General features: G+C 69.3%; 25 protein-coding genes, 1 tRNA gene and 1 pseudogene. 13 read left to right on the top strand and 14 right to left on the bottom strand.

Annotation, left to right across the window (positions count from 1 at the left end):
• Window positions 1-13 precede the first annotated feature (13 nt).
• Window positions 14-205 carry a hypothetical protein gene (locus AOK01_RS00355; RefSeq protein ID WP_055507092.1) on the bottom strand — a complete coding sequence of 64 codons (192 nt, stop codon included), beginning with the start codon at window positions 203-205 and terminating at the stop codon, window positions 14-16.
• 588 nt (window positions 206-793) lie between these two features.
• Window positions 794-867: transfer RNA gene (locus AOK01_RS00350), tRNA-Thr, on the bottom strand.
• A 271-nt stretch (window positions 868-1,138) separates the two neighbouring features.
• Between AOK01_RS00350 and AOK01_RS00345 the strand changes: the two genes are divergently transcribed.
• From AOK01_RS00345 to AOK01_RS00335, 3 genes are all read left to right on the top strand, one after another.
• Window positions 1,139-2,275, top strand: a complete 1,137-nt coding sequence (locus tag AOK01_RS00345; protein WP_055507090.1) for an ABC transporter ATP-binding protein — start codon at window positions 1,139-1,141, stop codon at window positions 2,273-2,275.
• 267 nt (window positions 2,276-2,542) lie between these two features.
• A complete protein-coding gene (locus tag AOK01_RS00340; protein WP_055507088.1) occupies window positions 2,543-3,025 on the top strand; it encodes a hypothetical protein in 483 nt (160 codons plus the stop codon).
• Between the two features lie 105 nt (window positions 3,026-3,130).
• Window positions 3,131-3,862, top strand: coding sequence for a nucleotidyltransferase family protein (locus AOK01_RS00335; RefSeq protein WP_055507086.1), 732 nt, complete (start codon window positions 3,131-3,133; stop codon window positions 3,860-3,862).
• Window positions 3,863-4,021: 159 nt separating this feature from the next.
• Here AOK01_RS00335 and AOK01_RS00330 read toward each other — a convergent pair whose 3' ends face one another.
• The 6 genes from AOK01_RS00330 to AOK01_RS00305 all read right to left on the bottom strand — a co-directional run bounded on the left by AOK01_RS00330 (window position 4,022) and on the right by AOK01_RS00305 (window position 10,746).
• Window positions 4,022-5,734, bottom strand: a complete 1,713-nt coding sequence (locus AOK01_RS00330) for a DoxX family protein (protein WP_055507084.1) — start codon at window positions 5,732-5,734, stop codon at window positions 4,022-4,024.
• A gap of 210 nt (window positions 5,735-5,944) precedes the next feature.
• Window positions 5,945-6,889, bottom strand: coding sequence for a 23S rRNA (guanosine(2251)-2'-O)-methyltransferase RlmB (gene rlmB / locus AOK01_RS00325; RefSeq protein ID WP_055507082.1), 945 nt, complete (start codon window positions 6,887-6,889; stop codon window positions 5,945-5,947).
• Between the two features lie 177 nt (window positions 6,890-7,066).
• The gene (cysS, locus tag AOK01_RS00320) at window positions 7,067-8,467 is read right to left on the bottom strand and encodes a cysteine--tRNA ligase (RefSeq protein ID WP_055507080.1); all 1,401 of its coding nucleotides are present in this window, start codon (window positions 8,465-8,467) and stop codon (window positions 7,067-7,069) included.
• 133 nt (window positions 8,468-8,600) lie between these two features.
• The gene (ispF, locus tag AOK01_RS00315) at window positions 8,601-9,161 is read right to left on the bottom strand and encodes a 2-C-methyl-D-erythritol 2,4-cyclodiphosphate synthase (RefSeq protein WP_055507078.1); all 561 of its coding nucleotides are present in this window, start codon (window positions 9,159-9,161) and stop codon (window positions 8,601-8,603) included.
• Window positions 9,151-9,903 carry a 2-C-methyl-D-erythritol 4-phosphate cytidylyltransferase gene (gene ispD, locus AOK01_RS00310; RefSeq protein WP_055507076.1) on the bottom strand — a complete coding sequence of 251 codons (753 nt, stop codon included), beginning with the start codon at window positions 9,901-9,903 and terminating at the stop codon, window positions 9,151-9,153. Before ispD ends, ispF begins: the two co-directional genes overlap by 11 nt.
• A gap of 360 nt (window positions 9,904-10,263) precedes the next feature.
• Complete coding sequence (locus AOK01_RS00305) at window positions 10,264-10,746, bottom strand: CarD family transcriptional regulator (RefSeq protein WP_006380568.1); 483 nt, start codon at window positions 10,744-10,746, stop codon at window positions 10,264-10,266.
• A 712-nt stretch (window positions 10,747-11,458) separates the two neighbouring features.
• On the opposite strand from AOK01_RS00305, the gene AOK01_RS00300 reads away from it, so the two are divergent.
• Window positions 11,459-12,196, top strand: a complete 738-nt coding sequence (locus AOK01_RS00300) for a copper chaperone PCu(A)C domain-containing protein (protein ID WP_055507074.1) — start codon at window positions 11,459-11,461, stop codon at window positions 12,194-12,196.
• A gap of 110 nt (window positions 12,197-12,306) precedes the next feature.
• Here AOK01_RS00300 and phoP read toward each other — a convergent pair whose 3' ends face one another.
• Both phoP and phoR read right to left on the bottom strand, forming a co-directional pair.
• Entirely contained in the window at window positions 12,307-12,987 is a 681-nt protein-coding gene (gene phoP / locus AOK01_RS00295; RefSeq protein WP_055507072.1) for a two-component system response regulator PhoP, read from the bottom strand.
• A complete protein-coding gene (phoR, locus tag AOK01_RS00290; protein ID WP_055507070.1) occupies window positions 12,984-14,261 on the bottom strand; it encodes a two-component system sensor histidine kinase PhoR in 1,278 nt (425 codons plus the stop codon). Before phoR ends, phoP begins: the two co-directional genes overlap by 4 nt.
• A 289-nt stretch (window positions 14,262-14,550) precedes the next feature.
• Here phoR and phoU point away from each other — a divergent pair, with 289 nt between their 5' ends.
• Together phoU and AOK01_RS43955 are read left to right on the top strand one after the other, a co-directional pair.
• The gene (gene phoU, locus AOK01_RS00285; RefSeq protein WP_055507068.1) at window positions 14,551-15,228 is read left to right on the top strand and encodes a phosphate signaling complex protein PhoU; all 678 of its coding nucleotides are present in this window, start codon (window positions 14,551-14,553) and stop codon (window positions 15,226-15,228) included.
• A 154-nt stretch (window positions 15,229-15,382) separates the two neighbouring features.
• Window positions 15,383-15,535, top strand: a complete 153-nt coding sequence (locus AOK01_RS43955; protein WP_169800087.1) for a hypothetical protein — start codon at window positions 15,383-15,385, stop codon at window positions 15,533-15,535.
• Between the two features lie 223 nt (window positions 15,536-15,758).
• Here the strand turns inward: AOK01_RS43955 and AOK01_RS00280 are convergent, their stop codons facing one another.
• The gene (locus AOK01_RS00280) at window positions 15,759-16,538 is read right to left on the bottom strand and encodes a glucose 1-dehydrogenase (RefSeq protein ID WP_055507066.1); all 780 of its coding nucleotides are present in this window, start codon (window positions 16,536-16,538) and stop codon (window positions 15,759-15,761) included.
• A gap of 144 nt (window positions 16,539-16,682) precedes the next feature.
• On the opposite strand from AOK01_RS00280, the gene AOK01_RS00275 reads away from it, so the two are divergent.
• On the top strand, window positions 16,683-17,585 hold the full coding sequence (locus AOK01_RS00275; protein WP_055507064.1) for a LysR family transcriptional regulator: 903 nt from the start codon (window positions 16,683-16,685) through the stop codon (window positions 17,583-17,585).
• Window positions 17,586-17,639: 54 nt separating this feature from the next.
• Here the strand turns inward: AOK01_RS00275 and AOK01_RS00270 are convergent, their stop codons facing one another.
• Window positions 17,640-18,323 (bottom strand): hypothetical protein, encoded by a 684-nt coding sequence (locus AOK01_RS00270; RefSeq protein ID WP_157871144.1) that lies wholly within the window; start codon window positions 18,321-18,323, stop codon window positions 17,640-17,642.
• A gap of 247 nt (window positions 18,324-18,570) precedes the next feature.
• Between AOK01_RS00270 and AOK01_RS43280 the strand changes: the two genes are divergently transcribed.
• From AOK01_RS43280 to AOK01_RS46740, 4 genes and pseudogenes are all read left to right on the top strand, one after another.
• Entirely contained in the window at window positions 18,571-18,798 is a 228-nt protein-coding gene (locus AOK01_RS43280) for a hypothetical protein (protein WP_157871143.1), read from the top strand.
• 75 nt (window positions 18,799-18,873) lie between these two features.
• Window positions 18,874-19,497, top strand: coding sequence for an RNA polymerase sigma factor (locus tag AOK01_RS00265; RefSeq protein WP_245701997.1), 624 nt, complete (start codon window positions 18,874-18,876; stop codon window positions 19,495-19,497).
• Window positions 19,494-20,066 carry a hypothetical protein gene (locus tag AOK01_RS00260; protein ID WP_055507060.1) on the top strand — a complete coding sequence of 191 codons (573 nt, stop codon included), beginning with the start codon at window positions 19,494-19,496 and terminating at the stop codon, window positions 20,064-20,066. Before AOK01_RS00265 ends, AOK01_RS00260 begins: the two co-directional genes overlap by 4 nt.
• A gap of 183 nt (window positions 20,067-20,249) precedes the next feature.
• Window positions 20,250-20,342 (top strand): annotated as a pseudogene (locus AOK01_RS46740) (integrase); the annotation flags it as partial.
• 99 nt (window positions 20,343-20,441) lie between these two features.
• On the opposite strand, the gene AOK01_RS00255 reads toward AOK01_RS46740, so the two are convergent.
• On the bottom strand, window positions 20,442-21,203 hold the full coding sequence (locus AOK01_RS00255; RefSeq protein WP_055507058.1) for a phosphoglyceromutase: 762 nt from the start codon (window positions 21,201-21,203) through the stop codon (window positions 20,442-20,444).
• A gap of 292 nt (window positions 21,204-21,495) precedes the next feature.
• On the opposite strand from AOK01_RS00255, the gene AOK01_RS00250 reads away from it, so the two are divergent.
• Entirely contained in the window at window positions 21,496-22,764 is a 1,269-nt protein-coding gene (locus AOK01_RS00250; protein ID WP_055507056.1) for an MDR family MFS transporter, read from the top strand.
• A 94-nt stretch (window positions 22,765-22,858) separates the two neighbouring features.
• Here the strand turns inward: AOK01_RS00250 and AOK01_RS00245 are convergent, their stop codons facing one another.
• On the bottom strand, window positions 22,859-24,064 hold the full coding sequence (locus AOK01_RS00245) for an NsdA family TPR-like regulatory protein (RefSeq protein ID WP_245701996.1): 1,206 nt from the start codon (window positions 24,062-24,064) through the stop codon (window positions 22,859-22,861).
• Between the two features lie 292 nt (window positions 24,065-24,356).
• On the opposite strand from AOK01_RS00245, the gene AOK01_RS40440 reads away from it, so the two are divergent.
• Window positions 24,357-24,581 carry a hypothetical protein gene (locus tag AOK01_RS40440; protein ID WP_079103060.1) on the top strand — a complete coding sequence of 75 codons (225 nt, stop codon included), beginning with the start codon at window positions 24,357-24,359 and terminating at the stop codon, window positions 24,579-24,581.
• Window positions 24,582-25,035: the final 454 nt, after the last annotated feature.

The following is a 25,035-nucleotide window of genomic DNA, read 5'->3' as shown; positions in this document are numbered from 1 at the left end:
ACGCCCTTCGACTTCAGCCGATGTCAGACAGGAAACGGGCGAAGGAGGCCGCCAGGTCGTGAATGGGCTGGGCGGCTCCGGTCCCGGCGGCGAAGAAGCCGAAGAGGAACAACAAGAGCGCCCCGCCGGCGTTGGCCGACTTGCTTCTGACGACGAAGAAGGACGCGATGCCGAAGATCAGCACCGCCGAGGAGGTCACGTTCATCGGGTGGCTTCCGGGCGGCTGCGAAGCAACCGGCGGTTCGGGCCGGCCTGTCCGGAGGGCCCTCGTGGCGTGCCACCTTGTGTCGCGGAGCGGAGATCGAGTGAGTTGGGCCGATGGTGGAACGTCGGTTGGGGAGGCGAGCCATCAGTCGCGGCCATTCGGCTTCCTTGCGGGTCGTGGGGACAGGTACGGCCGTTGGGTGCAGCTTGGCGCCAAGGGCGTTCCGCAGCACTCAAGGTCCACGCGCACACCACGATGTCCTGACCTTCTGCCTTTGTCGTCCTCCCTGTTCTGGCACTACGGCTACTGGAACGGCAGTACGCGCGGTTCCTGACGTACATCGCTTTGAGTACGGGATCAGGGAGTACAGGAGTAGGGAGTGCAGGAGTAGGGAGTACGGGAGCAGGAAGTACGGGAGCAGGAAGTACGCCAGAACGGTCCCTGCGAGACGCCTCGGCGGTCCTCATCAAGGCTCACCGCCCTTGCGCCGCCACTGCGGGAGCTCGGCCATGGCCGAACCCAACGGGCCCACGGCCCCACGGGTCCCGCGGGCCCACGAGTCCCGCGGCGGGTCATCCATCCTGTCGGAGCCCCCTGTCGGATTCGAACCGACGACCTACGCATTACAAGTGCGTTGCTCTGGCCAGCTGAGCTAAGGAGGCATGGCGCGCTACAACGCCGCGCGCGAAGGCGGCTCCACTGTACACAGACCCCCTCGGCCCAAGCCACGCAGTTGCCGCCCTGGCGGCGGACCTCGAAAATTTCGTCGAAGTTCACACCCTCCTGCCTACTGACAGAGCGGTGAACGCGAGGTAGCGTCCAGATCCAGTCCGCTCATGTGGACTACACCACTACGGATCGTTCCGTGGTGGCACACCACCTTTACAACGGATCGTCCGGCACGTTCCTGCCGGTGAAGGGGGCCCAAGCACCATGGCCACTGTCTCGTTCAACAAAGCGACCCGCATCTACCCGGGTGGCGACAAGCCCGCCGTCGACCAGCTTGAGCTCGACGTCGCGGACGGCGAGTTCCTCGTCCTCGTCGGTCCCTCCGGCTGCGGAAAGTCCACCTCCCTGCGCATGCTCGCGGGTCTTGAGGATGTGAACGGCGGCTCGATCCACATCGGCGACCGCGACGTCACGCACCTGCCGCCCAAGGACCGGGACATCGCCATGGTGTTCCAGAACTACGCGCTGTACCCGCACATGACGGTCGCGGACAACATGGGCTTCGCGCTCAAGATCGCCGGCATCAACAAGGCCGAGATCCGCCAGAAGGTCGAGGACGCCGCGAAGATCCTCGACCTCACCGACTACCTGGCCCGCAAGCCGAAGGCGCTCTCCGGCGGTCAGCGCCAGCGTGTCGCCATGGGCCGCGCCATCGTGCGTGAGCCCCAGGTGTTCCTCATGGACGAGCCGCTGTCGAACCTCGACGCCAAGCTCCGTGTCTCGACCCGTACGCAGATCGCGTCGCTGCAGCGCCGCCTCGGCATCACCACGGTGTACGTCACCCACGACCAGGTCGAGGCCATGACGATGGGCGACCGTGTCGCGGTCCTCAAGGACGGTCTGCTCCAGCAGGTCGACTCGCCGCGCAACATGTACGACCGGCCGAACAACCTCTTCGTGGCCGGCTTCATCGGCTCCCCGGCGATGAACCTCGTCGAGGTCCCGATCACCGACGGCGGCGTGAAGTTCGGCAACAGCGTGGTGCCCGTCAACCGCGAGGCCCTCAAGGCCGCCTCCGACAAGGGTGACCGTACGGTCACGGTCGGCGTCCGTCCCGAGCACTTCGACATCGTCGAGCAGAACGGCGGCGCCGCGTCGTCCCTGTCGAAGGAGTCCGCGGACGCTCCGGCCGGCCTCGCCGTCACCGTGAACGTCGTCGAGGAGCTCGGCGCCGACGGCTACGTCTACGGCAGCGCCAAGGTCGGCGAGGACCTCAAGGACCTGGTCGTTCGCGTCAGCGGTCGCGCGGTCCCGGAGAAGGGCGCCACGCTGCACGTCGTACCGCACCCGGGCGAGACCCACGTGTTCTCGACCTCCACGGGCGAGCGCCTCACCGACTGACCCAGATCGATCCCGATCGATCCCGACCTGAACCCGGCCGATCCCGGCTCCGGCTGATCCCGGAGAATTCACCCAGGTTGACGAAGAAGGCCCCGCAGACTGCTGCGGGGCCTTCTTCGTTGCCGCTTCGTTGTCGACAAATACCCCGGCACAACGGTCATTTCGATCCCTGTTCGTCAACATCAAACTCGAAAACGAGCACGCCCCCGTCCCCCGAACTGATTACTAAATGTCGCCAAATCATCACCCCGCGCTACCCTCACTCGCGTGAAGCACTCCACTAACCACTCGACGCGACACGGCCGCGGCCCCTCCGGCCGTCCGACACGACGCGGCCGCGGTCCGGCCCGCCGAATCGGCCGTACTCTCGCCCTCGTTCTGCCCGTCGTCCTGGTGCTCTCCGGGACGCTCGCGGTCACCCGAGTCGACTGGTCGGGGAACGACTCCTCGACGTCAGCACTCGCCGCATCCGCCGAGGACGTCTCCCGGCGCGCCCCGTCCCGTGCTCCACAGGACGTGCTGCGCGACAAGCTCCTGCTGGAACTCCAGGAGAAGAACCCGGGAGCTGCCCTCACCCACCTCCAGGAGGCCGTGCACGCCCGTCCTTCCCTCGGCAGGCACTGCGCCTCCATCGCCCGTGCGCTGGGCCGCGCGGCGGTGCAGGCGTACGGCCCGACCCGCGCCCAGTCGTTCGCCCGCCCGGTGTGCGACACGTCCTTCGCAGCGGGCGTAGCAGCCCAGCACACCTGAGCCCGACTGGGGGCACGGGGCCACGCCCCGGCCCCGTAAGGGGTACGGGGAGCCCGCCCCAAACCCCGACGGTCCGCCCCGCGGGGCGCGACGTACAGTTCGGGCATGACCGATCCGAACGCCGCGTCGCGCCCCGTTCAAGCTGTCGTCCTGGCCGGCGGCCAGGGCTCGCGGCTGCGTCCCTACACCGACGACCGTCCCAAGCCGATGGTCGAGATCCCCGGCACCGGGACTCCGATCATCGGCCACCAGCTGGCCTGGCTCGCCGAGGAGGGCGTCACCGACGTCGTCGTCTCCTGCGGTCATCTCGCCGAAGTCCTCCAGGAGTGGCTTGAGTCGGCGGATCTGCCCGTCTCCGTGACCACCGTGGTCGAGTCGGAGCCCCTGGGCCGGGGCGGCGGCCTCAAGTACGCCGCCAAGCACCTGCCGCACCCCGACCGCCCCTGGTACGCGACGAACGGTGACATCTGGACCCGTTTCTCGCTGCGGGAGATGGCGGACTTCCACACCGAGCGCGACGCGGTGGCGACCCTCGCGCTGGCTCGTCCCCGCATCCCCTGGGGCGCCGTCGAGACCGACGACTTCGGTCACATCACGGACTTCATCGAGTCCCCGCCGACCGCGTACGGCATCAACGCGGGCGTGTACGTCTTCTCCCCCGAGTTCGCCGACCTGCTGCCCGCCCTCGGTGACCACGAGCGCTCCACGTTCCCGCGGCTCGCCCGCGAACGCCGCCTGGCCGGCTATCCGATCCCGCAGGGCGCCTACTGGCGCGCCATCGACACGGCCAAGGACCTCACGGAGGCGGCCAAGGAGCTGGCGGCGCTGGGCCGCTGAACCACCGCCGCCGCACCCTTCCGGGTCTGGACGCGTACGCCGATGGGGCCCCGCACCTGAGTGGTGCGGGGCCCCATCGGCGTCGTACGTGTTCAGCGTCCTACGAGTTCGGCGTCGTACGGGTTCGGCGTCCTACGAGTTCGGCGTCGTACGAGTTCCTCAGCCGAGCAGGCCGCCCACGAGGCGGGAGTTGCCGCCGGAGCCGCCGCCGGAACCACCGGAGCCGCCACCAGCGCCCGAGCCGCCGCCGGACCCGCCCCCGGAGCCGCTGCCGCCGTCCGTACCCGTGCCGCCCGTGGTGCCGCCCGAGGAGGACGGTCCCGCGGTGGTGCTGGGCGCCTGCGGGGGCGCCGACTGCTGCGGCGGGGCCTGACCCGCGCCCTGCGTCTGGCTGGGCTGCCCGGCGCTCGCGCCGGCCGTCTCGCGGGCCGGCGCACCCGGTGAGCTCGCGGCGCCCGAGGGACTCGCCGACGTCGCGCCCTGGGTGGGCGAGCCGGACGCCGACGGGCTCTGCTTGTCCCGGCGAGCGCCGGGCTCCTCCGGGAGCGGGGAGCCGGGCAGTTCGTTGCGCGGGGCCTCGCCGGGCCCGGGGACGACCACGCGGTCGGAGTCGCGGACTGCGCCGCCGAGCAACGACCCGACGAGCAGGGTGAGTCCAACGACGATGGCCGTGACGAGCGCGCCGCGCCGCAGGACGCGGCGGCGCAGTTGCCAGATCTCGGTGCGCGGTCCGAGCGTGCGCCACGCCTCGCCCGCGAGGCGGCCGTCGATGGAGTAGACGGGGGCGCCCGCGATGATCAGCGGCGACCAGGCCGCCAGGTAGATGATGTCGGGCGCGTCGTAGGCGGGGACGGACTTCCAGCTGACGGTGAGCAGCAGCGCCGCCGACAGCAGTGCGCCGACGACCGCCGCGACCCGCTGCCACAGTCCGAGGACGGTGAGGACGCCGACGATCACCTGGAAGAAGGCGATGAGGAGTCCGGCACCGACGGGGTGCTGGAGCGCGAACTCGCGCAGGGGCTCGGCGAGGTCCCAGGGGTGCAGCGAGTTGAGCCACTTGACCATGGAGCCGCGCTTGCCGCCGTCGAAGTAGACGGGGTCGCAGAGCTTGCCCATGCCGGCGTAGATGGAGATGAAGCCGAGGAAGACGCGCAGCGGGAGCAGGACGACGCCGAGGTTCATCCGGCGGCCGGGGTAGTACCCGTGCCGGACGGGGGTGGCTCCGTGCCGCTTGCGCGCCCCGTCGCCCTCGTCCCGGTACTCGTCGGCCCGGTATCCGTCGTGCCCGTACTCGTCGTGCCCGTACTCGTCGTCGTACGAGCCGCCCTCGAACTCGCCCCGCCCGTACGGGGATTCGTCGACCTCCTCGTACGCGCTGCCGGCGCTGCGCATCTGCTGCGGCAGGAGGCGGGTCTCGGGGCCGGGGAAGGTCGGGGTCTCGACGGTGGCGTCGACGTCGAACCCGGGGGGCCCGGCACCGTCGACGCGCGGAATGACCTGGGTCGCACCGCCTTCGCCCGCCGGTGTCTCGGCGCCGTACTGAAGGCTCGTGTTCCGTGCGGCCTGCAACAGCCGGGTGGCGCCGGTGTCGTCGGGGGCGGACCTGCCGCTCCAGACGACGGGCGCGCGGCGGCGGGTGCCTGCGGCGGTTCCGGCGACGGGAATGCGCGCGGTGTCGCCGCCCGAGCTCATGTCCCGTGCGGCATGCCGGGGCTGGGGCCGCGACGCGGCGCCCAGCTCCACTCGGAAGCTCGCATGGTTGACGATGACCTGCGCCGGATCGCTCGGCACCTTCACCATGCTCAGCGCGGGAACGTCGTCGAGTCCCGACGAGCGGTCCCCCGTGGGTGTGCGGGGTGTTCTGGTGTCCACACTCATCTAACCGAGTGACGTGTGGTTAGGACACTGCCTTGACCGGCCCGATCTGTCCGGACAGCATCAAGATCAACCGGCCGTCCCCGGGCCCTGCGGCCCGTAAGGAGCGCGGGGAACTGCGCGACCAGCCCCCACGCACCCGCGGATCAGATCGCCCGGCGACAGCGGTCTCCACCGTTCACGCCCGGCGGCAGCCGTCGCCGGCGTTCACGCCCGGCGCCGAGCCGCCTCGTACAGCACAACTCCCGCGGCCACACCGGCGTTCAACGACTCCGTGCCACCGGGCATGGGAATCCTGACCCGGAAGTCGCAGGTCTCGCCGACGAGCCGGGAGAGGCCCTTGCCCTCGCTGCCGATGACGATGACGACCGGGCCGCCGAGCGCCTCCAGATCGCCGACCTCGGCCTCGCCGTCCGCGGCGAGACCGACCACGACGAGGCCGGCCTTCTTGTAGCTCTCCAGGGCCCGCGTCAGGTTGGACGCGCGGGCGACGGGCGTGCGGGCGGCGGCGCCGGCGGAGGTCTTCCAGGCACCGGCGGACATGCCGGCCGCCCGGCGCTCGGGCACGACCACGCCGTGACCGCCGAAGGCGGAGACGGACCGGACGACGGCACCGAGGTTGCGCGGGTCCGTCACCCCGTCGAGCGCGACGATCAGCGGGTCCTTGCCCTCGTCGTGCGCGGCGACCGCGAGGTCCTGCGGGTGCGCGTACTCGTAGGGCGGGACCTGGAGAACGAGCCCCTGGTGGTTGAGCCCGTTGGTCATGCGGTCCAGCTCGGGGCGGGGGGCCTCCATGAGGTGGATGCCGCCGCGGTCCGCGGCGAGCTGGAGCGCCTCGCGCACCCGCTCGTCGTTGTCGATGAACTGCTGGACGTACAGCATCGTGGCGGGGACGCCCTCGCGCAGCGCCTCGACGACGGAGTTGCGCCCGACGACCATCTCGGACGTGCCCTTGCCGCCCCGGCCGCCGCGCGGCGAGGGCCGGCGCACGGCCTGCTTGGCCTTGGCGCCGGCGACGCGGTTCTTCTTGTGTCCCTTGCGCGCCTCGGCGGGCGGGGTGGGGCCCTTGCCTTCGAGACCCCGGCGTCGCTGGCCGCCACTGCCGACCTGCGCGCCCTTCTTGCCGGACATGCGGCGGTTGTTAGCGGCCATGACCTACCTGTCTGTGTGATGGCGTACGGGTGTACGCCGCGCGGATGTCGTACGTCTGTGTCGTACGTCTGACACGTCTGTGCCGTCTGTGCCGTACGGCTCCGATGCCGTCCGACGCCGTACGTCTATGAAGTGTGCCGCCCGGACACCCGGACGGCACAATCGATCAAGGAAAGTTCAGCGCGGGCCGAGGGTCCAGCGCGGGCCCTGGGGGCCGTCCTCGATGACGAGACCGGACTGGTTGAGCTGATCCCGGATGGCGTCGGCGGTGGCCCAGTCCTTACGCGCCCGGGCCGACTCGCGCTGCTGCAGCACCAGGCGTACGAGCGTGTCCACGACTCCGTGGAGGTCCTCGCCCCGGTCGCTCTCGCCCGCCCAGTGCGGGTCGAGCGGGTCGAGTCCGAGGACGGCGAGCATGGCCCTGACCTCGGCGAGCCGGGCGACGGCCGCTTCCTTGTCGTCGGCGGCCAGCGCGGAGTTCCCCTGGCGGACCGTGGTGTGCACGACGGCGAGGGCGCCGGGCACGCCCAGGTCGTCGTCCATCGCCTCGGCGAACGCCGGCGGCACCTCGGCCGCGGGCTCGACCGCTCCCCCGGCCTTCTCCACCACACGCTGTACGAAGCCCTCGATCCGCGCGAACGCCGACTCGGCCTCGCGCAGCGCCTCTTCGCTGTACTCGATGGTGGAGCGGTAGTGCGGGGTGCCCAGGTAGTAGCGCAGCACGATGGGCCGCCACTCCTTGACCATCTCGCTCACGAGTACGGAGTTGCCGAGCGACTTCGACATCTTCTCGCCGCTCATGGTCACCCACGAGTTGTGCACCCAGTAGTGCGCGAACTCGTCGCCGACCCCCCTGGCCTGGGCGATCTCGTTCTCGTGGTGCGGGAAGATCAGGTCGATGCCGCCGCCGTGGATGTCGAAGGCGGAGCCCAGGTACTTGTGCGCCATGGCACTGCACTCCAGGTGCCAGCCGGGCCGGCCGCGCCCCCAGGGCGTCTCCCAGGAGGGCTCTCCGGGCTTGACGGCCTTCCACATGGCGAAGTCCCGCGGGTCCCGCTTGCCGGTCTCGCCGTCCTCCGCGGGCTGCCGCAGCTCGTCTAGGTCCTGGTTGGAGAGCGAGAGGTAGCCGGGCAGGGACCGCACGTCGAAGTAGACGTTCCCGTCGGCCTCGTACGCGTGACCGCGCTCGATGAGCGTGCGCATCATCTCGATCATCTCGGTCACGTGTCCGGTGGCCCGCGGCTCGTACGTCGGCGGCAGGCAGCCCAGTGCCGTGTAGCCGTCGTTGAACGCGCGCTCGTTCTCGTAGCCGATGGCCCACCAGGGCCTGTCCTGCTCCGCGGACTTCCTGATGATCTTGTCGTCGATGTCCGTCACGTTGCGGATGAACGTCACGTCGTAGCCGCGGTACTCGAACCAGCGGCGCATGATGTCGAAGTTGAGCCCGGACCGGATGTGCCCGATGTGCGGAGCCGCCTGCACCGTGGCGCCACAGAGGTAGATCGAGACACAACCCGGCGTGATCGGGGTGAAGTCGCGAATCTGCCGGGCGCTGGTGTCGTACAGACGAATGGTCACCCCACCAGGGTAGTGGGCGGTGGGCGGTGCCCCGCGACCCTTCTGCCACAAGGGGCACGTATTCGTGACATCCGCACCCGATCGGTGACAGCACCGCCCGTCGGGGACTCCGTGACCGAGGCGGAAACCCCGCTCAGCCCGTCCGCGCGACCAACGCCGTGGCCACCGCCATCAGCCCCTCGTCGCGCCCGGGAAAGCCGAGGCCGTCCGTGGTGGCGCCGGACACCGACACCGGCGCCCCCACCGCCTCGGAGAGGACCTTCTGCGCCTCGTCCCGCCGCTTCCCGATCTTCGGGCGAGGGCCGACGACCTGCACCGCGACATTGCCGATGGTGAACCCCGCCGCACGCACGATCCGAGCCGCCTCCGTCAGCAGCGTCACGCCGGACGCCCCGGACCACTCGGCGCGCCCCGTACCGAAGTGCTGCCCCAGGTCTCCCAGTCCGGCCGCGGAGAACAGCGCGTTGCACGCGGCGTGCGCGACGACGTCCGCGTCGGAGTGCCCCGCGAGTCCGGGCCCCTCGCCCTCCCACTTGAGCCCGGCGCACCACAGTGCACGGCCCTCTTCGAAGGCGTGGATGTCGGTGCCGACGCCGACCTGCGGCAACACGGGCGCCGCGGAGGGCGGGGGCGCCGCGGACGGCACAGGCGACGACTGAGGGGGTACGTCGGGCACGTCGGCCTCAGAACCCATCGTTCAGCCTCCGCCGGGTCAGGACCGCCTCCGCGAGAACCAGGTCCAGCGGGCGGGTCACCTTGAAGGCCTCCTCGTGCCCGGGTACGACCACGACCCGGAGTCCGAGCTGCTCGACCATGCTCGCGTCGTCGGTGACGTTGTCGGTGACCGTCTCGTGGGCCCGTACGAGGGTGGCGCGGTCGAAGCCCTGCGGCGTCTGGACGGCACGCAGCCGGGCGCGCTCCGGTGTGGCGACCACGGGTTCGGGCTCCCCGGGCGTCCGGGCGGGCTCGACCTGCTTGACGGTGTCCGTGAGCGGCAGCGCGGGCACCACGGCGGGAGCGCCGTCCCGTACCGCCTCGATGACGCCGTCCACCGTGTCGACGGGTACGAGCGGACGCGCCGCGTCGTGTACGAGCACGATGTCGATGCCGGGCGGCAGCGCGTCGAGGCCGAGCCGCACGGACTCCTGCCGGCTGTCGCCCCCGGGCACGACGAGGAATTCGGTCCGCTCGGGCAGCGCGTGCGAGTCGATCAGTGTCTTGACCTCCGCGGCGTCGTCGGGCGGGGCCACGACGACGACGAGGGAGACGGCACGCGATGCGGCCATGGCCCGCACCGCGTGGACGAGCATGGGGGTTCCGTTCAGCGTGCGAAGCGCTTTGGGAGCGCCCGGGCCGAGGCGTACGCCTCGGCCTGCGGCCGGAATCACGGCCGCCGTACGGGCCCCGGAAGGCGAGGGGCGCGAATCGTCAGACATCGGTTCCTGTCAGGTTTGTATGCTCGGCCGACGTGGGTATGGCCTGGGCGTACCCCGGTCGACGGGCCGGGAAGTGCCGGGCGCGACCCCTTGACCGGACCCTTCCGTGAAGATGGTCGAGCCGACCGTCCGGACCCGGTGCTCCAAGGACCACAAGTATCCAAGTATCGGGGTGGCCCGGGGTCCCCGAGGTACCCGGGGGCGGTTCGAGCACTTCGAGCGCTTCGGGTGGAGCACTGGGGTATGAACATGCCGCAGCGCCCGGCGACAGTGGAGATGTCATCGGGCACCGCGGCATTTCATTGCGCCGAACCGCTCGTTTCGCCTCTGGTCGGAAAAGCGATCAGAGCGTGACGGGCGTCAGGACGCGAGGACCTCGTCGAGCAGGGCCTCGGCCTTGTCCTCGTTCGTGTTCTCCGCGAGGGCGAGCTCGCTCACCAGGATCTGGCGGGCCTTGGCGAGCATGCGCTTCTCGCCGGCGGAGAGTCCACGCTCGCGCTCACGACGCCACAGGTCACGGACTACCTCCGCCACCTTGATGACATCGCCGGAGGCGAGCTTCTCAAGATTTGCCTTGTAACGACGCGACCAGTTAGTGGGCTCCTCGGCGTACGGCGCGCGCAGTACCTCGAAGACCCGGTCCAGCCCTTCCTGACCGACCACATCACGTACGCCGACGAACTCCGCATTGTCCGCTGGCACACGCACTGTCAGGTCGCCCTGGGCGACCTTCAGCACCAAGTAGGTCTTGTCCACGCCTTTGATCTGGCGAGTTTCGATAGCCTCGATCAGCGCGGCCCCGTGATGGGGATAGACCACGGTGTCGCCAACCTTGAACGTCATGTGACAGGTACCCCTTCCGTGGCTATCCAGGGTAACACGGAAACGGCGTCTTCTGAATGGCGTTTTCGCAGGTCAGGGCGCATCTCGGGGCTTGACAACCGGAACAGGAACGTGCTGCGAAGGGGCCCCGGGCGACGGTATTCGCAGGTCGGAGCGGCTCTCCCGGCGAGGAGAAACGCGCACGTTACAACACCCTCGATCCCCTCCCACGTGCCCGAACGTCCAGGTTTGTCGGGTTCCAAGAGCCCACCTTGCGCTACTCCGTTCGGTGATCGCAGTCGCGTACGAGGCGAATCCGGAATTGATCACGGTTGATCGTGCGGGCGGAAGATCGACCGGAGATCAGCGGAAGATCAATTTCCCGGAGCCCTTGCATTTCTTACGGGAAATCCGCGAGCACGTACCGGATGGCTTACCGATCGGCTCTTATGTGAAAGACGGACGAGTGAGTGGCTCACGGGTCCATGGCGCATGCATGTACACCGGGTGACATGAGTGACCGCGAAGCGGAGAGCCGGCATCCGATCTGCGTCCGGATGTGCGTCCGGATGTGCGTCCGGATGCGTCCGACCGTGGCCGGGGAACCGTAGAGGCGGGTCGGGTGCGGCGGCACGGGAACGGCTCGGTAACCTGAGGCCGCTGACTGACCCTTAGGACGGCTTCGACAAGTGAGCCGCTCTGTTTCGCCCACGTTCAAGGAGTTGCCGCCGCCGTGAGCAGCAGCCTTCGACGCGGCGCCCTCGCCGCCGCCGCCATCGCGTTCTCGATCGCCTCGCTCGCCGCATGCGGTGCCGGCAACAAGGCCCAGACCCTGGAGATCAAGCCGGACAACGCCGCCGTCACCGTCGGCAACATCAAGATCCATAACGCTGTCGTCATCACCCAGCCCGAGCTGGAGTCGACGGGCCCGGCCGCGGTCACCGCGATCCTGTACAACAGCGGCCGCACCGCGCAGACCCTGGAGACCGTCAAGGTCGAGGGCATCGGCCAGGCGGCCCGGCTGAAGCCCGCAAAGGGCTCGAAGAAGCTGACCGTCCCGGCCGGTGGCTCGCTCGTCCTCGGCGGCAAGGACAACGCCTCCGCCGTACTGGAGAGCAGCCGCGAGGCCTTCAAGGACGGCGACGCGCAGCCGGTCACCTTCACCTTCAGCAAGACCGGTGACGTGAAGCTGGAAGCGTTCGTCGTGCCGGCCAAGGGCTACTTCTCCGAGTGGGGCCCGACCGAGGTCCCGGCGGCGCCGAGCACCGAGCCCTCGGCGTCCGAGTCGGAGTCCGGCGCGGCCACCGGGTCGGCCACGCCCACCGGATCCGCCACCGGATCCGCCACCGGGTCCGCGTCCGGCGAGACCGAGGAGACGGGTGAGGCGGGCGAGGCTAGCTCGCACGTCTCGGACGCGGCCTCGGCCAGCGCCGACGCGGCCGACGCCTCAGGGTCGGCTGAGGGCCACTGAGCGTACGTACACGCATGACGAAGGGCGGGACCCCTTTTCCGGGGGTCCCGCCCTTCGTCATGCCGTCATGCCGTCCCTGCCGTCACGCGGCTCGATCCCTGCGGGGCGGTTTACGGCTCGAACTTGTACCCGAGGCCGCGGACCGTCACCAGGTAGCGGGGCGCTCCGGGGTCCGGCTCGATCTTCGCCCGCAGGCGCTTCACGTGGACGTCCAGCGTCTTGGTGTCCCCGACGTAGTCGGCGCCCCACACCCGGTCGATGAGCTGCATACGGGTCAGTACGCGTCCCGCGTTGCGCAGCAGCATCTCCAGGAGGTCGAACTCCTTGAGCGGCAGGTCGACCTTGGAGCCGGAGACGGTGACCACGTGACGGTCGACGTCCATGCGGACCGGGCCCGCCTCCAGGGCGGCCGGTGCGACCTCCTCCGGTTCGCCGCGGCGGCGCAGGACGGCCCGGATACGGGCGACCAGCTCACGCGACGAGAAGGGCTTGGTGACGTAGTCGTCGGCTCCTATTTCGAGCCCCACGACCTTGTCGATCTCGCTGTCCTTGGCGGTGACCATGATCACCGGGACGTTCGAACGGCTGCGCAGCTGGCGGCACACCTCGGTGCCGGGCAGGCCGGGCAGCATCAGGTCGAGGAGGACGAGGTCGGCGCCATTGCGCTCGAACTCGTCGAGGCCGTCGGGCCCGGTGGCCGCGATGGCGACCTCGAAACCCTCTTTGCGGAGCATGTAGGACAGAGCGTCGCTGAAGGACTCCTCGTCCTCGACGACGAGCACTCGGGTCACGGAAGGACCTCCGGGGCAGAAAAGGGTTCGTACGGGGATGAGACGGTGGTCGTCCCGTCGGTCTGACCGGTCTCGTCGTCTTCGTCGAGACCGGGCCTGTGGTCGCCGGTCGCGCGGGCGCGGGCCTCGCCCGCCTCCGGCAGCCGCAGGGTGAACGTGGAGCCCTGACCCTCGGAGCTCCACACCGTGACCTCTCCGCCGTGGGAGGCGGCCACGTGTTTGACGATCGCGAGCCCCAGACCCGTACCGCCGGTGGCGCGGGAACGGGCCGGGTCGACGCGGTAGAAGCGCTCGAAGACGCGCTCCTTGTCCTTGTCGGAGATGCCGAGGCCCTGGTCGGTCACGGCGATCTCGATGAGGTCTCCGCCGGGCGCGGTCACCCGACGCGCGGCTATGCCGACCCGGGTGCGGGCGGGCGAGTAGTTGACGGCGTTCTCCACGAGGTTGCCCAGCGCGGCGGCCAGCTGACCCCGGTTTCCCCAGATACTCAGGTCGGCGGTGCCGCCTGCGGCCATGGTGATCTGCTTGGCGCCGGCCTGGTGGCGGCAGCGGTCGATCGCCTCGGCCGCCAGTTCGTCGACGCGTACGGGCTCGGCGTCCTCCAGCGGATCGTCGTTCTGGACGCGGGAGAGGTCGATGAGTTCCTGGACGAGGTTGGTGAGGCGGGTCGCCTCGATCTGCATGCGCCCGGCGAAGCGCTCCACGGCCTCGGGCTCCTCCGAGGCGCCCATGACCGCTTCGGAGAGGAGGGAGAGGGCGCCGACCGGGGTCTTGAGCTCATGGCTGACGTTGGCGACGAAGTCGCGTCGTACGGCCTCTATCCGGCGGGCCTCGGTGAGGTCCTCGACGAGGAGCAGTACGAGCCTGGAGCCGAGCGGTGCCACCCGGGCGGACACGGCGAGTGCCTCGCCCCGGCCCGTGCCCCGGCGGGGCAGGTCCAGCTCGACCTGTCGTATCTCCCCGTCCCTGCGGGTGTCGCGGGCCATCAGGATCATCGGTTCGACGGCCAGTTTCCCGCCCCGGACGAGGCCGAGGGCGTACGCGGCGGAGCTGGCCTTGACCACGGCGTCGGACTCGTCGAGGACGACCGCGGAGGAGCGGAGGACGGACAGGACCGTGTCGACGCCCGGCGGAAGGACCGGGTCCGTGTGCAGAGAGGTGCGGGTGGGGCGTTTCTGTTCCCGCTCGCTCCAGCGGAACGCCAGCACGGCGATGGCGCCGGTGAGAACACCGACGATCGCTGCGGCTGCGGCGACTGCCGCGTTCACGTCCATGGCTCCAGGTTAGGCATGCTGTACGCCCCGGTCACAGCCGTCCGAGGGTGGGCTCGAACACTCGTCGCCCAGAGTTCATGCTGGAGACCCTGCTGGTTCACTTGGTGCGACCGGGTCGCGGGTCCGTTCCACCGGCGGGAAGAGGCGACGTCGCCCAGAGTTCACCTGGGTGCCGGTGTTGGTTCATGTGGGAGGACGGAAACCGTCGCGTTGTGGCCGGACCGTGGGAGCGTGGGGTTCACGAGCCCCTGTGAGCCCCCCGAAGCAGACGTAGGAAAGGGACATCCTGATGCGGGACGCGTACCACGAGGAACTTGACTCGATCGGCGAGGGCCTGGTCGAGATGGCCCGCCTCGTCGGGTCGGCGATCGGTCGCGCCACGACGGCGATCCTCGACTCCGACCTGAAGCTGGCGGAAAGCGTGATCGCGGCCGACCAGAAGGTCGACGATCTCCAGCACGACCTTGAGGCACGGGCGATAACCCTGCTGGCGCGGCAGCAGCCCGTGGCCACGGACCTGCGGATCGTCGTCACCTCGCTCCGTATGTCGGCCGACCTGGAGCGCTCGGGCGACCTTGCCCAGCACGTGGCGAAGCTCGCACGGCTGCGCTTCCCGGAGCGCGCCATTCCGCAGGACCTGCACGCCACGATCCTGGAGATGGGCCAGCTCGCACAGCGCCTGATGGCGAAGGCGGCCGAGGTCATCATCACCAAGGACGTCGACCTCGCCCTCCAGCTGGAGCAGGACGACGACGCGATGGACCTCCTCCACCGCACGCTCTTCCAGCACCTCCTGGACGACCGCTGGAAGCACGGCATCGAGACGGCGGTGGACGTGACGCTGCTGGGCCGCTACTACGAGCGCTTCGCGGACCACGCGGTGTCGGTGGCGAACCGGGTGGTGTACCTGGTGACGGGCGAACACGCGGACGAGCTGCAGACTGCTCCGCAGGTGGAGGGGGCGTAGGCGTTTCGTGCCTGCGGCGGGCGTGGGCCTCGGAGGGGGCGCGCCGAGTGCGTACAGAGTGCGCGTAGGGGTGTATAAGCCTCCGTGCGCCGTTGATGCGCCCGACCTCAGGGGAATGCAATGGGGGGAGGCACAAGCCTTCGAGGAGGGACCCATGGCCGATTCCCCCACCACGCCCGACCCGACCCAGGAACGCGAGACGCAGCAGCCCGTCGAGATCAAGAGCCTGCCGCTCTTCGGCGCCTGCGGCTGCGGCTCGGGCTGCGGCTGCGGGTGCCAGTCCGGCGGCCCCTGCCAGTGCGGCTGACGCGCTGCGGCGAGGACGACCGGCGTACGACGCCGGTGCGCGACGCGTGACATCGACGCGTGACATGTGATCGACGCGTGACATGTGATTACGGAAGGGCCCCTCGAATTCGCCCAGGTGCGGGGCCCTTCCGTTGGCGGGCTCTCAAGGCACGGACGAGAACCCCGCCTGATCGGATCGGACGGTGCCTCAGTTCTGAGAGACACTCAGATCTGAGAGACACTCAGATCTGGGAGGCACCTCCGTCCACGGCGAACTCGGCACCGGTGGTGAAGGTGGCGTCGAAGGCGAGGAACGCGACCGCCCTGGCAACCTCGTCGGGATCACCGAAACGCTGCATGGGGTTCTGCGCGATCATCTGCGCCTTGGTCGCCTCGGCGGCCTCTGCCGGCATCGACCTGTCCAGAATTCCGGTGTCGACGGGACCGGGGCTGACCGCGTTGACGCGAATTCCCTGCGGGAGCAACTCGCGCGCGAGGCTACGGGTCATCGAACGCAGGGCCGCTTTACTGGCCGCGTAGGCGCTGATCATCGGTATACCCAGGACGTTGGCGACCGAGGTGGTGATGACGACGCCACTGCCCTCGCTCAAAAGCGGGGCGAGCTTCTGCACGGTGAAGTAGGAACCCTTCGCGTTGACCGCGAACAGTTCGTCGTACGCGTCCGCGGACATCGATTGGAAGGGTTCGAACCGTGTGATGCCCGCGTTCACGAACAGGGCGTCGAGCGTGCCGAATTCTTCCTTCACCCGGTCGGCAAGAGCGTCCAGGTCAGAAAGGGAAGCCACATCGCTCCGTACGGCCACCGCGTTCTTCCCGAGTTGCTCGCGCGCGGAATCCAGCGTGGCCTGGGTGCGCCCGGTGATCAGGACACGCGCTCCACCATCCACCAAGAGCTTCGCCGTGGTAAACCCGAAACCGCTGCTGCCACCGGTAATCACAACATTCTTGCCATTGAACTTACCCACAGTGGTCGCCCTCTGTTCTTTCTCAAAGTTCGTCATTGACTTTTGCCTCGGCGAGCAAACTTCTGCGCCGAATCGGACGCTTTCGCGGACGCTTTCGAGTCAAGAACAATCCGGTTCCCCTGTCCAAGACCTGTTTCGCACCTCGTCATGCAGCAGACGCATGACGAGTAGGCTCGCTGTATGGCTGACGCACCCGTGTCCCCGACCGGACCCGACCTCGACCTGCGGCTGGTGCGGTACTTCGCGACCGTGGCGGAGCACCTGAATTTCGGCCGGGCAGCCACGGCACTGCACGTGGCCCAGCCGTCACTCAGTCGCCAGATCCAACGCCTGGAGGACCAGCTCGGCGTGCGCCTGTTCGATCGCACGCCGCAGGGCAGCCGGCTCACCGAGGCCGGCCACGCGTTCCTGCCGCAGGCGCAGGCCCTGCTTGACGCGGCTCATCGGGCGACGCTCGCCGCGCGTGCCGCCGCACCCGCCCGCGCGATCACGATCGGATACGTCGAGGACCTGGTCGTCACCCCGGCGGTACGGGAGCTGCGCCGCCGTCACCCCGACGCCCAGGTACGCACCCGCCATCTGAGCTGGCAGGACACCCATGCCCTCCCGGAACGCCGGGTGGACGCACTGGTGGCCCGCAGGCCCCTCCCGTTCCCGACGGACCACCTACGCGTGACTCTGCTCTACGAGGAACCGCGGATACTCGTCGTGCCCGCGTCCCACCCTTTGGCGGACTCGCCGTCCGTCACCCTCGAAGACCTCGACGACCTCGGCGAGCAGAAGTTCGTGGCCTGCAACAGCACTGCCGCCATCTGGAGCATGTCCCGACCCCTGGAATCAGATCCCGGCCCCGGCCCCGACGACAGCTTCGAGGACAAACTCGAACTGGTCGCCAATGGCAACGCCATCGGCATCCTGCCCGCAGGCGACCGACGCAGCACACTGCGCGCGGACCTCGCCACGATTCCCCTCAAGGGAATCGACCCGTGCGAGGTGGTACTCGCCACCCGCGCCAACGACCACAACCCCCTGATCACCACGTTCCGGCAATTCACCCGAACCCACCTGACGGGCACCGCGTAGTCGCTCCACCAGAATGGGAAGAGGACACCGCCATGAGATCGGGGCGGACCGATCTCACTGATAGCCAGTGCAAACCTTCTCGCCGTCGGAGCTCGGGGTGTACCCCTTCGTAGCCACGCAGGCCATGACGTCCTCTGTGGCGGGGACCATCGGGGTGTGCAACGCGTCGACGGCGTTGGCGGGTACCGGGTCGTTGGGCGGATCCGTGTGCCGGACCCCGTCGACCGTGCCCCACACCCGCTGCCCTGCTGTGGACTGCCCCCGCTTCTCCAGGAAGAAGGTCACCGACGCCTTCCCGGCGGTGAGCGCGGCCCACTCTGTGGCACACATCTCGGAGCGATAGACCCGGGCCGTCCCGAGCCCATCAATCTGGGCAGGCCCTCCTACGGGCTTGGAGTCCTTGCCGCATCCCTGTGCGTACGGGTCCGCACTGCGCGGCCTGACCGGGTCCTTCCGCGCCGTGGCCACCGCTTTCGCGTCACCACCACTCCCACTGGCGCTGCCGTCACTCTGGGAAGCGACGGTGATGGCGGCAACCGCGACACTCGCGGCAGCCGTGATCACAGCGACCACCACAGTCGGATCGAACCGGCGCCGGCGCGCCGATCCACTCTCCGCTCCGGAGGCTCCGCTCTCCGTCTCGCCGGCACGGTCGGACGCCTCTCGGTCACCGACGGGCACGGTCTGGTCGCCGGACGAAGCCGCGTCGCGGGACGAAGATGAAGGCTGCGTGGTCAACGGTGGCCCCCCTTGGTATGACGTTGGTACGACGTATTGGGGGAGCCACTCTGCCGTGCGCGGGGACGTGTCCTCTGTGCTTTCCCGCCCGCGTCCCCCGGATTGACGGTCGGCCGCTTGCGCTTGACGCCTCCGCAACTGGTGCTGTCGGTGCGGCACCAGCGGGGCGCCCCGGGCGGGCGTCGAGCGTGGTCGCTGTGCTCGTCTTCGCGGCCCGTCAAGTGGGGGAAGCCAAAGACTATGCGCAATGACGATCTTGCTGGCAGTTCACAAGGAATGCCAGTCGCCCACCCTGAACAAGATCCGCAGGCGCCTTCGGGATGGCGAGCTTGGCGATCTGAGCCACCTGAGCACCGAGCATCTCAGCGATCGCCCGCCACTCGATGCCATTGTCGACCAGGTAGCCACACAGGCCTCCATCCCCGGTGGCGGGCCCGGCGTATGTGCGGCGATGCGACGCGGGTGGAGCGTCTGAACACCCCGCGGGGCAGCCGATGCAACGGTTTGCCGCTGCCCGGCCAAGTAACAGGTGAAGGGTCCGCCAACCACCTTGGAGGAATGGGTGCCTTTAATACCTGGACGGCCCGCAGCGCCTGAACGACGCACGCGCCGGGCCACGCCGCCGCGGCCGGACGCCGCCGGATTTTCGGCGTTCTACGAGGAGAACTTCGACGCGGTCCTCGGCTTCGTGACCCGGCGCACGAGTTGCCCACAGGTGGCCGCCGACCTCACCGCCGACGTCTTCGTCGCCGCGTTGGAGGCCGCCGGCCAGTACGACCCGAAGCGCGGGGCGCCCTACGCCTGGCTGTACGGCATCGCTCGCAACGTCCTGGCCTCCCACTACCGCGGCAGCGCCCGCGAGCAACAGGCGGTGGCCCAGCTGAACGGGCACCGGCTGCTCGACGAGGAGGACATCGCCGCGCTGGAGGAGCGGATCGACGCACAACGCGCCGCGCGCGAGTTGTCCCAGCGGCACAGCGCGCTGAGCGAGCCGCTGCGCGAAGTCCTCGATCTGGTGACCGTCGACGGCCTCACCCCGCGCGAGGCCGCCCAGGTCCTCGGCCTCAACCGGGCGACGGTGCGCAGCCGCCTGCTCCGCGCGAAGCGTGCGCTGCGCGCCGAACGTCCGTCCGTCCGCAAAGACACAGAACCCATCTTGGAGGTTGTCTCATGAGCACGCCCACCGGATTCAAGCGGCGCCTGGCGGCGGAGCTGTCGGCCATGGCCACGCACCCGGCCCCCGCTCAGGCCACCCGGGCCCCGGCCCGGCGTCTTCGCGTCCCGCTCACGATCGCCGCGGTGGCGACGGCCGCCGTCGCGACGGCGGTGGTCGTGCCGTCGCTGAGCGGCGCGGGCAGCTCGCCCGCATACGCCGTGGCCCAGGAGAGTGACGGCTCGCTGGTCATGGACCTGAAGCACGGCGACGGCATGCCCGGCCTTGAGAAGCAGCTGCGAAAGATGGGCGTGCGGGCGGCCATCCTGAAGGGGGACAAGGACTGTTCCACCGGTAAGCCGCCCATGGTTCCCGGGTCCTCCCAGCGCGAACCGGTGACGTACTTCGACAACGACCCCGGGAAGGCCCGCATCAACCCGGACCGGATCCGGGACGGCGAGACGCTGCTCATCGTGGCCGAGTTCAGGAAGGGTGACGACGCGCCCTTCGCGGTGTCCGACCGGTTGGTGCCGGAGGTGCCGACGTGCAGCGTGGGCGGGATAGGCACCTTCGTCGCGCACGCGCGGTGACCCTCGGGCAATGAGGAGGGCAGCGCGCTGGTGGCCTGCACCGGCGTACAGCGGGTTCCTCCCAATGCCTGACGCTCCCACATCAGGACGTGCGCTGAAACTCGGTGTCGCCAACACGCTTTCCAACTGTGGTGCTGGGCGCTGAGTTGTGTGCAGGAGCGCGACAGACCCCCGGTGACCACGGGCTCGACGCTGCGTGTGTACGCGCATCTGATGCCGTCCAGCCAGAAGCGCACCCGCAAGGCTGCAACCGCCGTCTTCGGCACGGCCCGGCCGGAGCCGTCCCCGCACCTGACAGCCCAGAGACGGCCCAGACACAACAACAAGCCCCCTACCAGCGGAAAACCCGCAGGTAGGGGGCTTGTTCGCGCCCGCTTACTTCTTCTTGCCCTGGTTCTTCACGGCCTCGATCGCCGCCGCCGCGGCAGCCGGGTCCAAGTACGTGCCGCCCGGGTTCACCGGCTTGAAGGACGCGTCGAGTTCGTACGAGAGCGGGATGCCCGTCGGGATGTTCAGGCCCGCGATGTCCGCGTCCGAGACGCCGTCGAGGTGCTTGACGAGGGCGCGCAGCGAGTTCCCGTGGGCCGCGACCAGGACCGTGCGGCCGGCCAGGAGGTCCGGGACGATGCCGTCGTACCAGTACGGGAGCATGCGTACGACGACGTCCTTGAGGCACTCCGTGCGCGGGCGGAGCTCCGGGGGGATCGTCGCGTAACGCGGGTCGTCCGACTGCGAGAACTCCGTGCCGTCCTCCAGCGGGGGCGGCGGAGTGTCGTACGAGCGGCGCCACAGCATGAACTGCTCCTCGCCGAACTCCGCGAGGGTCTGCGCCTTGTCCTTGCCCTGCAGCGCGCCGTAGTGGCGCTCGTTCAGGCGCCAGGAGCGGTGTACGGGGATCCAGTGGCGGTCCGCCGACTCCAGCGACAGCTGGGCGGTGCGGATGGCGCGCTTCTGGAGGGAGGTGTGGACGACGTCGGGCAGCAGGCCGGCGTCCTTGAGCAGCTCACCGCCGCGGACTGCCTCCTTCTCGCCCTTCTCGTTGAGGTTGACGTCCACCCAGCCGGTGAACAGGTTCTTCGCGTTCCATTCGCTCTCGCCGTGGCGGAGGAGGATCAGCTTGTACGGTGCGTCGGCCATGGCCCCGAGCGTAATCGAAGCCCTCGATCGCCCGCTCGCCTGCCCTCCCGCTCGCTCGTCCACCCACTCCCCGGCCCGGCTGAGTGATCCGCCGCCCGGCCGCCGGCAAGCCGGATACGAGCCCCAGCGTCCCCGGAGCGCCGCCACTTGACCGTTTCTGTTAATTGAGTGGCCCCTCCGGTCCCGCTCTCGTAAGTTGTGCTCGCACCTAGAGACGCTTACATGCAGTCGCTTGCGTGTAACCGCTCACCCGTACCCGTACCCGTACCTGCACCTGTGCCTGGGAGTCCCGATGCCGTTCACGTCCGTGAAACGTGCCGCCCGCGAGACCGTCTCGGGGCTCCCCCGCGAGTTCTGGTGGCTGTGGACCAGCACGCTCGTCAACCGGCTCGGCGCCTTCGTCGCCACCTTCATGGCCCTGTATCTCACGCTGGAGCGCGGCTACTCCGCCTCGTACGCCGGACTCGTCGCCTCGCTCCACGGGCTCGGCGGAGTGATCTCCTCGCTCGGCGCGGGCGTGATGACGGACCGGCTAGGGCGTCGGCCCACGCTCCTCATCGCCCAGTCGTCCACCGCCGTCTCCGTCGCGCTGCTCGGCTTCATGCACGACCCGGTGTCCATCGCGGGCGTCGCGTTCCTCGTCGGCATGGCGAGCAACGCCTCCCGCCCGGCCGTGCAGGCGATGATGGCCGACATCGTGAAGCCGGAGGACCGTGTCCGGGCCTTCTCGCTCAACTACTGGGCGATCAACATGGGGTTCGCCGTCTCGTCCACGGCGGCCGGGTTCATCGCGGAGGTCAGTTACCTGGCCGGCTTCCTCATCGAGGCCGGGATGACGATGCTGTGCGCGGTCGTCGTCTTCGTGAAGCTGCCCGAGTCGCGGCCCGAGCAGGTCCACAAGGAGGCGGGCGAGCCCGAAGTAGGGCTGCGGACGGTCCTGCGCGACGGGCGGTTCATGAGCGTCGTCGGGCTGTCGTTCCTCGTCGCGCTGATCTTCCAGCAGGGGTTCGTGGGCCTGCCGGTGGCGATGGGCGCGGCCGGGTTCACGCCCGCGGACTACGGCCTGGTGATCGCGGTCAACGGCGTCCTCATCGTCGTACTCCAGCTGCCGGTGACCCGTTTCATCCAGGACCGGGACCCACGAAGGCTCCTCGTCGTCTCGTCCCTCCTCGCCGGGTACGGGTTCGGGCTCACCGCGTTCGCCGGCTCGGTCGGCGTCTTCGCGCTCACGATCTGCGTCTGGACCCTCGCCGAGATCGTCAACGCGCCGACCCAGACCAGCATCGTCGTACGCCTCTCCCCCACGCACGGCCGCGGCCGGTACCAGGGCATGTACACGATGTCCTGGTCCGTCGCCGCCCTCGTCGCACCCCTGATGTCCGGTGTCGTGATCGACCGGTACGGGGCCGAGTGGCTGTGGGGTTTGTGCGCGGTCGTCGGCACGGTGGCGGGTCTGGGGTACGGGCTGCTGATGCGGAAGCTGCCGCCGGACGAGGACGCGACCTCCGCCGGGCGACCGGAGGTCCCGGCGTCGGAGCCCGTGTCTGAGCGGGCGGCCTGACCTCCCGATGTCGCCGAGGGGCAGATCACACGCCGCCTGCCGACGGCACGGTTCGTGGTGACAGAGGTTGGGTGGGCCTGCTGCCACAGTCAACTCAATCGCTCGCCTGGAGAGCATCAACCAGCTGACGCCCCTCCGCTCCTCCTTGCCGCATCAGTACAGCAGCCGTGGTGTGCAGCTCGTTCCAGGCGTGCGGGCGCCCAATCGCAGAAGCATCCGGAATCGTCTCCATCGCTACGGCCACCGCTCGTTCGGACTCCCCGCCTCCTGCCAGCGCATGCGCAAGACAAGAGCGGTACCACGCCCTGTCACGTCGGTAGGTCTCCGGAAGCGCGTCGAGCCCCGCCCCGATGTGGTCTGCGGCCCCCTGCCAGTCGCGGAAATGCAGCGCGGCCATGCCTCGCTGCAAGGTGAACCACGTCTCGTCGTAGAAGTACATCCACGGAGGCTCGTCCTCGGGATGCTGGGCGGCGCGAACAATCAGTTCCTGTGCCTCGTCCAGTAGGCGGTGCGCCTGGTCGCCGTTCTGATTGAGCGCATGGCCTCGGGCTTCCATCTGCGCGGCCATGCCCTGTACGCCCAGCGACGCGCCCGGAGCGGACCAGCGAGCAGCTTCGGCAAGTCGAACACACCGCGCACCCCGGCCACCTGACCACGCCATGTGCGCCTTCATGCTGAGCGTCGTCGCCGCCATGTCGGCGTCTCCTGCCTCCAACGCCCACTCGTGGGATCGGTCGTACCACGCGAGTGCGGCGGCTGACTGGCCCTGGTCCTGTGCCATCCAGGCAAGAAATTGAGCGTGCTCGGAGGCGAGGCGGACAACGCGCTCCTCCAGGGGGCCTCGTGCGCCTGCATACAGATCGACAACGGTACGGAGCTGCTGGCGCATGACGTCGACAAGCGGTCGGGAGCCGATGGTGTCCTCTGCCCTGCGGTGCTCGGCAAGGAGCCGGTCCAGCCAGTCGAGCGTCACCTTGTCCACGCGCTGGCAGCCATCGATGGCGTTTGTCACGCGTGCCAGCAAGTCCTCGTCCGGAGCGGGGCTCGTCAGCGCCAGGGCCGGAACTGGCAAGGCGTCCGACAGCGCTGCTCCAGCCACGATTCCGGGAGGAATCCCGAGCCCCGAAATGATGCGCTGCCGGACCTCCACTGAAGTCACCCGGCGTCGGCCACGCTCGTTGTCGGAGACATCCGGCTGGACAAGTCCTACTCGCTCACCGAGTTTCATCTGACTGATGCCTGCGAGTTGTCGGTACGTCCGGAAGACGGTGCCCCAGTCCTCCCCGGTTGCTGCCGCCATGAGCCGAGGGTGCGACCACAGGTTCGTATCAAAATCCCCCATGCCTCCAATATAGGACGTCCCTATAGGCACTTGGGATGGGTTCGTGCCGAAGTCCACGACAGGATCGATACACAAATGACCCCCGCGACCGCGCGAACGGCCCGGGGGCATGGCCCACCTGAGAAAGCAGGTAGACGTGCCGCACTGTATCGCCCTCCTCTGCACGCAGTTGCTGAGACTGCTGCTGCCCCCGCGCGGCCGGCACCGCGCGAACCCACGCCCTGCCGGCAGCCCTCCCGAGGTACCCCACGTGCCCACGCGCGAATGCGTACCCGTCCGCCGCCGGTCGCCTCACCCTCGCTGCACCCGCCTCCGCGGCGAGGACTCCGCGCTGGTACGCCCGTACGTCCTCTCCCTCGACGAGTGGCGGCACGAAAGGCAGCGGCAACGCCGACGCCGCCGCGCCCTCTGGCTGGCCACCCACGGCGTCGATATCGGGCCCCGCCGGATCCACGGCGTGGAGGTAACCGCGTAATGAGCGACCCCACATCCCCCACCGATCAGGCAACCTCAGCGAACCCGGAAAACGCCATGCACCAGCCGAACCGCATCACCCGCCTCCTCCCCTGGTCCGGCCCCGAAGGAAATCCCTGCTACCTCCTCACCGACGCCGACGGCGGTCATCTCTCCCGGACCGCCGACAACATCGAGTCCGTACAGCTCGGGATGGGCCGTGAGTGTTGCTCGGCCACGCACACGCGTTGGTCGACGACCCGAAGACGGGGCCCGTCGAACTCCGGTACCTCTCAGCCAGGTTGTCCGAGTCGCTACGGGACGTACTCCGCGTCGCCGAAAGCCGCGGGGCACGGCTTCCGGCGCCCGACGCCGACGCCGACGCCGACGCCGACGATGAGGATGAGGATGGGGATGGGGATGACGCTCCTGGCGGGGCCATCGACCTGCCACCCGCCCGGTAAGCACCCCGCGGC

The sequence above is a fragment of the Streptomyces aurantiacus genome (assembly GCF_001418335.1).
GTDB lineage: Bacteria > Actinomycetota > Actinomycetes > Streptomycetales > Streptomycetaceae > Streptomyces > Streptomyces aurantiacus.
The sequence above is the reverse complement of the archived record's forward strand: the minus strand, read 5'-3'. Positions and strand labels throughout refer to the sequence as shown.

Excerpts from the sequence above, each read along its gene's own strand:
- ispD (WP_055507076.1), bottom strand. The coding sequence starts at position 9,903 with ATGTCTGACGATTCGCGCCCCTCGCCTTCCGGGGCCCGTACGGCGGCC.
- AOK01_RS43280 (WP_157871143.1), top strand. The coding sequence starts at position 18,571 with ATGACGATCTTGCTGGCAGTTCACAAGGAATGCCAGTCGCCCACCCTG.
- AOK01_RS00260 (WP_055507060.1), top strand. The coding sequence starts at position 19,494 with ATGAGCACGCCCACCGGATTCAAGCGGCGCCTGGCGGCGGAGCTGTCG.
- phoU (WP_055507068.1), top strand. The coding sequence starts at position 14,551 with ATGCGGGACGCGTACCACGAGGAACTTGACTCGATCGGCGAGGGCCTG.
- AOK01_RS43955 (WP_169800087.1), top strand. The coding sequence starts at position 15,383 with ATGGCCGATTCCCCCACCACGCCCGACCCGACCCAGGAACGCGAGACG.
- AOK01_RS00335 (WP_055507086.1), top strand. The coding sequence starts at position 3,131 with ATGACCGATCCGAACGCCGCGTCGCGCCCCGTTCAAGCTGTCGTCCTG.
- AOK01_RS00275 (WP_055507064.1), top strand. The coding sequence starts at position 16,683 with ATGGCTGACGCACCCGTGTCCCCGACCGGACCCGACCTCGACCTGCGG.
- AOK01_RS00245 (WP_245701996.1), bottom strand. The coding sequence starts at position 24,064 with ATGGCGGCAGCAACCGGGGAGGACTGGGGCACCGTCTTCCGGACGTAC.
- AOK01_RS00250 (WP_055507056.1), top strand. The coding sequence starts at position 21,496 with ATGCCGTTCACGTCCGTGAAACGTGCCGCCCGCGAGACCGTCTCGGGG.
- phoR (WP_055507070.1), bottom strand. The coding sequence starts at position 14,261 with ATGGACGTGAACGCGGCAGTCGCCGCAGCCGCAGCGATCGTCGGTGTT.
- ispF (WP_055507078.1), bottom strand. The coding sequence starts at position 9,161 with ATGGGTTCTGAGGCCGACGTGCCCGACGTACCCCCTCAGTCGTCGCCT.
- AOK01_RS00345 (WP_055507090.1), top strand. The coding sequence starts at position 1,139 with ATGGCCACTGTCTCGTTCAACAAAGCGACCCGCATCTACCCGGGTGGC.
- AOK01_RS00355 (WP_055507092.1), bottom strand. The coding sequence starts at position 205 with ATGAACGTGACCTCCTCGGCGGTGCTGATCTTCGGCATCGCGTCCTTC.
- AOK01_RS00305 (WP_006380568.1), bottom strand. The coding sequence starts at position 10,746 with ATGACGTTCAAGGTTGGCGACACCGTGGTCTATCCCCATCACGGGGCC.
- rlmB (WP_055507082.1), bottom strand. The coding sequence starts at position 6,889 with ATGGCCGCTAACAACCGCCGCATGTCCGGCAAGAAGGGCGCGCAGGTC.
- AOK01_RS00280 (WP_055507066.1), bottom strand. The coding sequence starts at position 16,538 with ATGACGAACTTTGAGAAAGAACAGAGGGCGACCACTGTGGGTAAGTTC.
- AOK01_RS00255 (WP_055507058.1), bottom strand. The coding sequence starts at position 21,203 with ATGGCCGACGCACCGTACAAGCTGATCCTCCTCCGCCACGGCGAGAGC.